Source organism: Dolichospermum compactum NIES-806 (assembly GCF_002368115.1).
Lineage (GTDB): Bacteria > Cyanobacteriota > Cyanobacteriia > Cyanobacteriales > Nostocaceae > Dolichospermum > Dolichospermum compactum.
In genome coordinates this window covers 3,001,678-3,011,383 of record NZ_AP018316.1, presented here as the reverse complement: position 1 = coordinate 3,011,383, position 9,706 = coordinate 3,001,678, and the positions used below count along the sequence as shown (strand labels likewise).

The 9,706-nt window shown below is 35.2% G+C and carries 10 protein-coding genes; 4 read left to right on the top strand and 6 right to left on the bottom strand.

Annotated elements, in window-relative coordinates:
- The first annotated feature begins 256 nt into the window (after positions 1 to 256).
- Together CA730_RS14275 and CA730_RS14270 are read left to right on the top strand one after the other, a co-directional pair.
- Positions 257 to 982 (top strand): hypothetical protein, encoded by a 726-nt coding sequence (locus tag CA730_RS14275; RefSeq protein WP_096668224.1) that lies wholly within the window; start codon positions 257 to 259, stop codon positions 980 to 982.
- Between the two features lie 17 nt (positions 983 to 999).
- Positions 1,000 to 1,665 carry a hypothetical protein gene (locus CA730_RS14270; protein ID WP_157749980.1) on the top strand — a complete coding sequence of 222 codons (666 nt, stop codon included), beginning with the start codon at positions 1,000 to 1,002 and terminating at the stop codon, positions 1,663 to 1,665.
- 12 nt (positions 1,666 to 1,677) lie between these two features.
- On the opposite strand, the gene murD is transcribed toward CA730_RS14270, so the two are convergent.
- Together murD and glyS are read right to left on the bottom strand one after the other, a co-directional pair.
- Positions 1,678 to 3,060: a UDP-N-acetylmuramoyl-L-alanine--D-glutamate ligase gene (gene murD, locus CA730_RS14265; protein WP_096668220.1), complete on the bottom strand. Its 1,383-nt coding sequence runs from the start codon at positions 3,058 to 3,060 to the stop codon at positions 1,678 to 1,680.
- An 80-nt stretch (positions 3,061 to 3,140) separates the two neighbouring features.
- The gene (gene glyS / locus CA730_RS14260; protein ID WP_096668218.1) at positions 3,141 to 5,291 is read right to left on the bottom strand and encodes a glycine--tRNA ligase subunit beta; all 2,151 of its coding nucleotides are present in this window, start codon (positions 5,289 to 5,291) and stop codon (positions 3,141 to 3,143) included.
- Positions 5,292 to 5,759: 468 nt separating this feature from the next.
- Here glyS and CA730_RS14255 point away from each other — a divergent pair, with 468 nt between their 5' ends.
- Positions 5,760 to 6,350: a Uma2 family endonuclease gene (locus CA730_RS14255; protein ID WP_096668216.1), complete on the top strand. Its 591-nt coding sequence runs from the start codon at positions 5,760 to 5,762 to the stop codon at positions 6,348 to 6,350.
- Here CA730_RS14255 and CA730_RS14250 read toward each other — a convergent pair.
- Positions 6,344 to 6,661 (bottom strand): hypothetical protein, encoded by a 318-nt coding sequence (locus tag CA730_RS14250; protein WP_197705445.1) that lies wholly within the window; start codon positions 6,659 to 6,661, stop codon positions 6,344 to 6,346. The genes CA730_RS14255 and CA730_RS14250 overlap by 7 nt on opposite strands.
- Positions 6,662 to 6,935: 274 nt before the next feature.
- Here CA730_RS14250 and CA730_RS14245 point away from each other — a divergent pair, with 274 nt between their 5' ends.
- Positions 6,936 to 7,397, top strand: coding sequence for a DUF29 domain-containing protein (locus tag CA730_RS14245; protein ID WP_096668214.1), 462 nt, complete (start codon positions 6,936 to 6,938; stop codon positions 7,395 to 7,397).
- 204 nt (positions 7,398 to 7,601) lie between these two features.
- Here CA730_RS14245 and CA730_RS14240 read toward each other — a convergent pair whose 3' ends face one another.
- The 3 genes from CA730_RS14240 to CA730_RS14230 form a co-directional block, all read right to left on the bottom strand.
- Positions 7,602 to 8,144 carry a Uma2 family endonuclease gene (locus CA730_RS14240; RefSeq protein ID WP_096671536.1) on the bottom strand — a complete coding sequence of 181 codons (543 nt, stop codon included), beginning with the start codon at positions 8,142 to 8,144 and terminating at the stop codon, positions 7,602 to 7,604.
- Positions 8,145 to 8,289: 145 nt separating this feature from the next.
- Positions 8,290 to 9,048 (bottom strand): Uma2 family endonuclease, encoded by a 759-nt coding sequence (locus CA730_RS14235; protein WP_096668212.1) that lies wholly within the window; start codon positions 9,046 to 9,048, stop codon positions 8,290 to 8,292.
- A 96-nt stretch (positions 9,049 to 9,144) separates the two neighbouring features.
- Positions 9,145 to 9,558: a tetratricopeptide repeat protein gene (locus CA730_RS14230; protein ID WP_096668210.1), complete on the bottom strand. Its 414-nt coding sequence runs from the start codon at positions 9,556 to 9,558 to the stop codon at positions 9,145 to 9,147.
- Positions 9,559 to 9,706: the final 148 nt, after the last annotated feature.

Here is a 9,706-nt window from a genome sequence, read left to right as displayed (position 1 = left end):
AGATTTTTGATATCTGACGCACCTTACCAATGTGCCAGTTGCGTAAGTCCTGAGATCTCCAACAAGATCCGACAATTAGTAACACAAAGAAAAAAAGTATTAAAAATTGTAAATCTTTGATTGAATCTGAGATGGAAAATGAGATGAAAAAAATGAAATCTCAAGAATTGAAAGATGGAATTAATTTAAAAAGCTATAGTTTCACTGGAAAAGATTGGATATATTATTGTAAGAACGATGATTATATCAGTAATTTATGGGAAGATTATGTAGAAATAAAAGAAAAAAATACTCACAATTTTTTTCTTCACACATAATAAATTGTATCCATGAATTAGAAAATAAATATTTTACAAATACTGAATGGATATTACCTACTTCAACATTAGTAATTGTAAATAAACAATTCAGATATATTTTTGGTGATCCATATATAATTGAAGATTTTTTTAAATCAAATCCCGTAAATGATCAAAGTATTGTTGTATTAATAAATAAATTAATGACTGTTGATGACATATTGGAAAGTTGGATAGAATATAATAATCTACAACATAGATATCCTATTTTTAAAGAAGCATTAGAAGCACATAACGAAAAAAATTTTTTCTTAAGTGTTTCAACTTTAATTCCTCAAGTAGAAGGCGTTATCAGAGATATAATAGAAAAAAATACTGATATTACTAAGATGAAGAAAATTCCTGATAGTGATGGTTTATCAGATAGTGACATTGAGAGAGTAATTACATCATTAAAACTAATTTGTAACCAAGAAAAAGACATTAACAACATAGGTAATATTTTAAGTCCGTTATTGGAAATGCTGAAAAAATTGTACAAAGATGATAGAGAAATACCTAATAATGATGGATTATATCGTAAAGGTCTTTGTCATGGAGGAATAACTAATTTTGGTACGGCTAAAAATTCTTTAAAGTTAATACTTATGCTTGATAGACTAATTTTTTTATTCATGATTTAATAAATAGTTTTTGAAATGTGTCTAACAAATTAATGATGAAACTTATGATTATAGAAATTGAAAATCAATTTTATCCTAATTGGATTTTACCAACTTCAACTTTTCACAGTGAAACGGTTTCGCAAGTTGTAAAGGATGCCTATGAACAGCAACTAACACCAGATCAAATATTTGTTGATAAATTAATGGTATTATCAAAAATTGAAGAAACTTTAGATAATTGGAAAAATAAAAGAAATAGCAATGTAGAAGAAAGATTTCCTATATTAAAAGAAGGAATGACAGCCTATTTAAAAGAAAAATATTACTTGAGTATATCCGCACTAATACCACAAATAGAAGGATTATTAAAAGATGCGGCAAAGGAAGTTGGTCTTAAAGGAGTTATTTGTTGGAAAAAGCTAGATAACGAATGCCTGGAAAATGCGGTTAATACCTTAATGGAAAAATGGAAGGAAGAAATTTGGATAAACGATAAGTTAGTAGATTTACTTAATGAGAATTTCCCCAAAGTGATTGCTTATCTATATAAAGAATATGATTCAGAAATAGATGAAGAAAATCAACTTAATCGTCATGGAGTATGTCACGGAATACAAACGAATTTTGGTATTGCGACAAGTTCTTTACGTTTAATTCTAATAATTGATAGAATTATCTTCTTCATGGCAGATGAGAAATAAGTTAATTCTACCCTACGGTACTAGGTATTTTTGGCACAATTGCCGAAAGTCTTCACCCCGCATTTCAAAGTTAGGATATTGGTCAAAACTAGCGCAAGCTGGAGATAGTAATACTACTGAGGCTTGATATTTTTTGGCTAATTCCGCAGACATGGATACAGCGTTTGCCATTGTTTCCACTATGTGATAATTACTATATCCCACCTCTTGCAGACGTTTAGAAAATGCTGGTGCTGCGTTACCTACGAGTAAGACAGCGGCGGCTTTAGCTTGAATTTGGGCTAACCAGGCGGTATCATCTCCGGCTTTGGCTTCTCCACCAGCGATTAAAATGGCGGGACTTTGCACAGATGCTAATCCTACTTCGGCTGCGTCGTAATTGGTGGCTTTGCTATCATTAATAAAATCAATGCCTTGCCAATTGCAGATATGCTCTAAGCGATGGGGAACGCCAGGGAATTCACGGACAGCTTGAGAAATAGCGGCAATATCTATACCTGCTAATCTAGCAGCGGCGACGGACATGAGGAGATTTTGCTGGTTATGTTCCCCTACCATTAGCAATGCAGATACCTCAACAATGGGTTGGGGTGTGGCGGTGATTTTTTCCATTACCCAGCCATTTTCTATATAAAAGCCTTTTTCACCGATTAGGAATTTTTCACCTTTAACGGTTGTCCAATAGGCATTTGGCCAATGAGTTAATCCTAATTTGTTCAAATAAGTATCATCACCATTAAATATTTGAATTTGGGAATTATGTAATAATTTGGCTTTGATATTATAGTAATTTTCTAATGTTTTATGTCGGGCTAAATGATCTGGGGTGAAGGTTGTCCAAATCCCAATGCGAGGCGCTAAAGTAACGGAAGATTCGATTTGATAACTACTAAGTTCACCAATTATCCAATCAGGGCGATTTTGGATTTTAGATTTTGGATTTTGGATTGCAACTTCACAGGCGGCGTGACCAATGTTACCACAGGCGGGAGCGTTCAATCCTGCTGTTTGGAAAATGGCCGCAGTTAACGCGGTGGTGGTGGTTTTACCATTTGTACCAGTGATTGCTACCCAAGGAATATCTTGTAAATGTCGCCAAGCTAGTTCCATTTCACCAATAGTTTCTATGCCTATTTCTCGCGCTTTGGCTAAAATAGGAATATCCCAAGGAACTCCGGGACTGACAACTATTAATTTGGATATATCAGAATTGGTGAATTCTGGTTTGTGTCTTAATTTGACGGTAATGTGTTTGCTGGCGAGTTGTTGTTGTTGTTCGAGGAGGGTTGGGGAGGTGCTACTATCGCAAAGTTCAACCTCCCAGCCTTCCTGTTTCAACAATCTTGCCGCAGCAACACCGGATTTTCCGAATCCAATAATTAACGCTTCTGGCATAGACTTTGTAGCATCCCTGGTTAAGCTCCCCTATTGTAGTGTTAATTGGTGCAAATTACACAACTTTTTGTTGCTTTAGGCTACAAATTTTTGACTATTGCGCCAAAGTCCGCCAGTACACGGGCGTGATTTCGTAATAATCCCAGCAGATTTAGACGATTTTGCTTAATATCGGGATTTGCGTCCATAACTAAAACGCTGTCTTCACCATCAAAAAATGTACTGACAGTGGGGGCGATTTTTGCCAGTGCGGTTACTAACAGTTGGTAGTCCCGGTTTTGTTGTGCTGCTTGGGTTTGAGGAACTAATTCGAGTAAAGCGTTATAAAATGCAGATTCGGATTTTTTCTGGAACAGTTGGGGATTAATTAAAGGTTGTGGTTCTAGGGTTTGGAAGTCTAGATTTCCCTGGGCTGCGAGACGGGTAGAACGGTTGACAGTTTCGTAGATTTTATCTAATGTACCATCTTTGCGGATTTGTTGTAAATAGAGAGCGCGATCGCGGACATCTAATAAATCCGTTAATGCACGTTCTGTGTATTCAGGATCATTTTCTCCCAAAACTGCATTTACTAAATCGTAATCTATCTGTTTTTCGTCTTGTAATAAGGTGCGAATTCGTTGCAGGAAAAATTCTTGCAATCTTTTAATTAAGGATTTGGCATCTTTATTAAAAGTTGTAGCGAAATCTGTGGCGATTTGTTCTAAAAGGGTTGATAAATTAATTTGCAAATTTGCCAACCAGGTAATATTAATAATGGCATTTGCTGCGCGACGTAATGCAAAAGGATCTGATGAACCAGAGGGAATTAATCCTAAACCAAAAATACTAACTAAGGTATCTAATCTATCCGCTAAACCGACAATTTGACCTGTGAGAGTTTGGGGAAAAATATCATCAGCATTTCTGGGTAAATAATGCTCAAAAATCGCTTTTGCAATTTCTGGATTTTCGCCATTGGCTAAGGCGTATTTTTCGCCCATGATTCCTTGTAATTCTGGGAATTCATAGACCATTTGCGTTACTAAATCGGCTTTACAGAGTAATGCGGATCTTTGTATATTCTGGATTTTATCTGGATTTAATTGTAATTGGGTAGTAATTTTTTCGGCATTTTTAACTATTCTTTCAACTTTGGCACGAACTGAACCTAAATCTTCTTGGAATGTGACTTTTTCTAATTGGGGTAAATAGCTTTCTAAGGGTTTAGCTAAATCAGCTTTATAGAAAAATCTGCCGTCTGCTAACCGCGCTCGAATTACTCTGGCATTACCAACAGCAATAATATCAGATTTGGCTGGATCTCCGTTACTAATGGTGATAAAATTGGGTAATAATTCCTGGCAATCAGCGTTTTTGAAGACGGGAAAATAACGCTGATGACTTACCATGACTTCGGTAATTACTTCTTTTGGTAAGTTGAGAAATTCTTCTTCAAATTGTCCGATAACTGCTGTGGGATATTCAACTAAATTGACAACTTCTGCTAACAAGTCGGGGTAAATTGGCGTATATCCGCCTAATTTTTCAGCGGCTGCTTTGACTTGTTCTATGATAATTTCGGCTCGGTTTTCTGGAGGGACATTTACATAACCAGAAGCCAATGTTTTCACATATTCTGTAGCGTGGTCAATGCTGACGGGTTCGGGGTGTAAGACTCTATGGGTGCGAGAAAGGCGATCGCTCTTGACAATTTTTGCCCCATTTTCTAATTGTAGTGGTAAAATTTCCCCATCTAACAATGTGACTAAGGTGCGAATTGGGCGCGAAAATCGTCCGTCACCATGTCCCCAGCGCATTAACCGCTTGCCTTCTAAGTTCCAGACCCATTGGGGAACAAGTTCGGTTAAAATATCGGCTATGGGACGACCGGGAATTTGTTTGTTAACAAAGACGAAATCGCCTTTTTCTGTGGGACGAATTTCTAAAGCGGAAATATCTACACCTTGCTTACTCGCAAAACCAATGGCGGCTTTAGTGGGTTGTCCATCTTTAAAAGCTGCTTGTGCAGGTGGACCTTTGATTTCTTCTTCTCTGTCTGCTTGTTGGGAAGGTAAACCAGTAATCAGAACTGCTAACCGTCGCGGTGTTCCATAGACTTCAACAACCGCTTCGGGGAGATTATGGGTTTTGAGACTTTCGGGAATGCGTGATCGCCATTGTACAATAGCATCACTCAAAAAACCTGCGGGTAATTCTTCTGTACCGACCTCTAATAAAAATGCTGGCATAAGATAAGATACTGTTTTTAACTTGGTGTGGCTTAATATTAGTCAATTCCAGCATTGTACGCCAGTCCTGACTTTTGGGAGCAACTCCATTCATAATTGCAAAGTTTATCTTTAAATATTTCTAGAAAATTCATCAATCACAATCCTGTCTATCTGGATGTAATTTTACCAACCTTTCCATCAAAGCGATCGCTTGCTTAACTCCCCCCTAATTACCTTTACATCTAGAGAGTACCCACAATCCCCGAAAATCTATCATCTTATAGACACACGGACGTTTATTTTCACAAATATTTACAATTAACATGAAAATGTCAGTATCAATCCCTTGAATCCTTCCATAATCTATCCATATTTTATGATACAATTATTAACAAATATCCAAGTAATTTTAGAAACGTAATCGCTTCTTCTCTACATCCTCACCGCGTCACCGCTTCCATACCTTGTATTTGAGGAATAAAAACTATGACAACTACATTACAAAAAGCTATTGTACCAAATAATCATCTAGTTCTTACAGGAATTACTTGGGAAAAATTTGAGCAAATAGAAACCACCTTTCAAGATATTGAGGGGATAAGATTTATTTATTTAGATGGAGAATTAGAAATTATTATGAATTTAGGACAAGAACATGAATATTACAAAAGAACAATTAGTTTATTGTTAGAAGCATACTGTAGAGAAAAAAGGGTTAGATTTTATGCTGGAGGTAGTGCCACTTTAGGAAATAAAAATATAACTGGACGTAAAGAACCTGATGAATCCTATATTTTTCATAGCAAAAAAGACATTCCCGATTTAATTATTGAGGTAATTTTCACCAGTGGAAATATAAAAATATTAGAAATATACAAACGAATTGGTATTCCTGAAGTTTGGATTTGGGAAGATGGATTATTAAAAATCTATGCTTTAGAAAATGATGAATATAATCAGGTTAATCAAAGTCAATTATTACCAGATTTAGATATACAAGTGTTAAATCAGTATTTTGACTACCATGATCAATATGATGGAGTCACAGAATTTATTAACTACTTAAAAACTCAATAAATAACCTGTTCAAAACTATTACTGAATATAAAGCTTAACACCTCCATCAGCGCTTGTAAATTCTCTAATACATAATATTTAACATTCTTAATAAACTCCATTTCTTGCAAAACTGCAAATTCCCATAACTTACCATTAGAAAGTATGCCAAATAACCGACTATTTTGATTACTATTCATTTTTTGTGCAGCAATCAGTTCCCCTAAACATTGTCCCCAACCTTCCTCAAAGTTATCCTTTTTAGCTTCCACTATAATTAGATAAGGCTTCTCCAAAATAATTTTACCCCTAGAAGAACGTTGAGCAACCATATAGTCAGGAATCCCTGATAAATTCTCATCATAATTTAAAGTTTGATGATATCCAAAATACTGAAATTATGTTAATCTTTAAGTAGGGTCTGCTAATAGCGTGGCGTGGCGTTAGCCATATAAACCTAGAACTGAGATATATCAGAGTTTGAAGGTAAAAAAGGTGAAACAAGTGCAAGGAATAAGCGTTGAAACTACCAAAACCCTAATAAAGACAATTTCTCTATGATGCACATAGTAAATGATCACTAACTCACAAAAAAGGATTGTGATTATGACAAATTTAACACAAAATCAACTCCAAAAACTGTATGAAAGTGACGATTATCTATGGTTGCAAGAAACTATTAAACTGTTAAAAATCAAAGATCTAGATAATCTAGATTTAGATAATTTAATTGAGGAGTTGGAAAGTTTGGGAAGAAATGATTTAAACAAAGTTAGAAGTCTGTTAAGACAGATTATGATTCATATTTTATTATTACAATATTGGGAACAAGAATATGATCGTAATTATCGTCATTGGAGGGGAGAAATTATTGCTTTTCGAGATGATATAAATAATAACTTAACGACTACATTAAAAAATAAGTTAAGTCAAGAACTAGAGCATATTTACAATGTATCAATGAAGTTAGTTATTGAAAAAACAGGAATATCTCTTAACCTATTACCTGATAATTGTCCGTATTCATTAGAACAACTATTAGATGATAATTGGTATCCTCAAAAATAACTAAATTTGATTAGTAGATTCAATCTCAACTATACTAGGATTTACGCATTGACAAAATTCCCCAAATATGTGAGGTAAATTTTATCCCTTGTAGGGTGCGTCAGACACGATATTTTGACAAAAAAACAGATTCCCTCTATCTGACGCACCCTACTCAATAAGTTATTCCCAAAGCCGAAAACGACGCAATTTCGTTCATTTATATCAGTTCAACATCTGACTAACAATAATCTCAATATCAGGAAAAGCTAAAGACTTAATTATCGGTTCTTGCCATTTTACTTTCATTAAATAATCCCTGTTGTCAGGGTTACGAAAAACTATTAATTCTTGACTTGTTAAGTTGATAATCCAATACTCAGCTATTTGCGCTTGGGCATAGATTTTTCTTTTAATTAATAAATCTTTACTTAAACTCGTATTAGCAACTGCAATCAACCAAAAAATATCATCGGGATATGGATGATGTTGATTATATCTGTGTTCGGGTAATTTAACAATGGCAATATCTGGTTCTGGTTCAGAATTAGACAAAGTAATTGGACTATTAAACCTGACATCTGCTTTTCCTTGTAAAAGATTTCCTAAGTAATTTACACTTCTTTTTGCAGTATTATAATGTTGAGGTAATTCTGGACTCATTTCTACAATTTCTCCATCTATTAACTCGCAATTACGACCTGTTAAAATGTCTGATTCAATCATTTTATGGTAGTCGCTAATTGTCCATTTAACTAAAGTTTTCATTGGCCAAAAACTCCATATTTTTCTGCTATTTAATTTTAACAAACCCAATGAATTTAAACCCACTTAGGTGGGTCTTGCCTGTGTAGACGCGGTTTCTAACCGCCCGGTTAACTGTGATTTAAATCATCTCCATATACAAGATTGCTCAATTATCAAATTCAACGCCTAATTCTCGCAATTTTGCTGCTAATCTATCAGCCCGTTGCTTTTCCTGTTCAGCCCGCTGCTTTTCCTGTTCAGCCCGCTGTTTTTCCTGTTCAGCCTGTTCTTCTCCTGTTAACAAGAAATTACCTTCCAAATCCCACCACCTTAGCCAAGGTAACTCGACATTTTTATATGTTCCTTGCCAAATTCCTAATTCAACACCCATTTTTTCAATTACATAATGACCCCTGGCATTAGGTGGCATCAAGTGATATTGTCCTTCGATTAAATGATATAATTCTAAGGATGATTTATTTTCTTCATAAATACCGTAAAAAGGCACTCTAATCGCTTTTTCATAAACCCAAAATTTGCCCTGATATGGAGTTTCGTCCCTTTCTTCTTTACCATTACCGGATACAAATTCAATGACAATTAGGGGAGCAACTAATTCTTGCCACATCACATAAGAACGGCGCATTTGACCATTTAAAGCAGGTGGCACATCAGGAACATAAAACCAATCTGGTGCTTCTGCGCCACTTTCTGGTGGTTCTGTAATCCGCCAATAAATACCGCTATCTTGTCCTATGCAAAATTGTTTGTCTGGATGAATTGTTTGTAATTTTGACCAGATAGATTCTGTTAAAAGAATACTTTGAGGATGTTCTTGAAAATTTTTCACAAATGTTCCATCTTCACAGGGTAATTGGGTATGATCTGGTAACTGTGTTGAAGGAGCAATTTTCAGGGTGTCCATAGTTTTCCATTTTGGAAGAATATGTTGGTGTTAGCTAAGACGGGATATAATTTTATATCCATCAAACTATATTATAAACAATTCTGAATATAACTTTTACTTCCCTATTGTCTTCTTTGTATTTGCCAAAACAGTTTTATAATCCTGTCTATCTGGATGTAATTTTACCAACTTCTCCATCAAAGCGATCGCTCCCTGATTATCTCCCGACTTTAACCGAATAATAGACAGCTTTTCTAAAGCTGTTTGATTATTCGGTTCACGCTGTAAAATTAACTCATACCCCTTAATTTGTTTCTGTAACTCATTTTCAGCCGATTGAACTACTGCTTGCTTAGGTTTTTTCCAAGACTGTTTGATGGCATTAACCCCGCCGAACAATATTGAACCGCCAAATGAAATAAGTTCAATATATGTAACAATTCTTTTCTTTCGCTCAATCTGCTTACCGCACCGAACCAAATAATCATTCCCGGAACTAGTACAGGTCGGCGGAAATAAATAGACCATTCCAAACTACTGGAAAGCTCATTGTATATTCGTTTTGACTTTTGACTTTTGACTTTTGACGAACGCCCTGCGGTACTAGCCATACCTTAAAAATTGCTGTTGTCTAAATTGCAGCATTACTCCTATGTGATTAGATTACCCACAAAGC

What these genes read in the sequence shown, in the direction of transcription:
- murD (WP_096668220.1), bottom strand. Translation starts at nt 3,060, where the DNA reads ATGCCAGAAGCGTTAATTATTGGATTCGGAAAATCCGGTGTTGCTGCG.
- glyS (WP_096668218.1), bottom strand. Translation starts at nt 5,291, where the DNA reads ATGCCAGCATTTTTATTAGAGGTCGGTACAGAAGAATTACCCGCAGGT.
- CA730_RS14275 (WP_096668224.1), top strand. Translation starts at nt 257, where the DNA reads ATGGGAAGATTATGTAGAAATAAAAGAAAAAAATACTCACAATTTTTT.
- CA730_RS14245 (WP_096668214.1), top strand. Translation starts at nt 6,936, where the DNA reads ATGACAAATTTAACACAAAATCAACTCCAAAAACTGTATGAAAGTGAC.
- CA730_RS14240 (WP_096671536.1), bottom strand. Translation starts at nt 8,144, where the DNA reads ATGAAAACTTTAGTTAAATGGACAATTAGCGACTACCATAAAATGATT.
- CA730_RS14235 (WP_096668212.1), bottom strand. Translation starts at nt 9,048, where the DNA reads ATGGACACCCTGAAAATTGCTCCTTCAACACAGTTACCAGATCATACC.
- CA730_RS14255 (WP_096668216.1), top strand. Translation starts at nt 5,760, where the DNA reads ATGACAACTACATTACAAAAAGCTATTGTACCAAATAATCATCTAGTT.
- CA730_RS14250 (WP_197705445.1), bottom strand. Translation starts at nt 6,661, where the DNA reads ATGGTTGCTCAACGTTCTTCTAGGGGTAAAATTATTTTGGAGAAGCCT.
- CA730_RS14230 (WP_096668210.1), bottom strand. Translation starts at nt 9,558, where the DNA reads ATGGTCTATTTATTTCCGCCGACCTGTACTAGTTCCGGGAATGATTAT.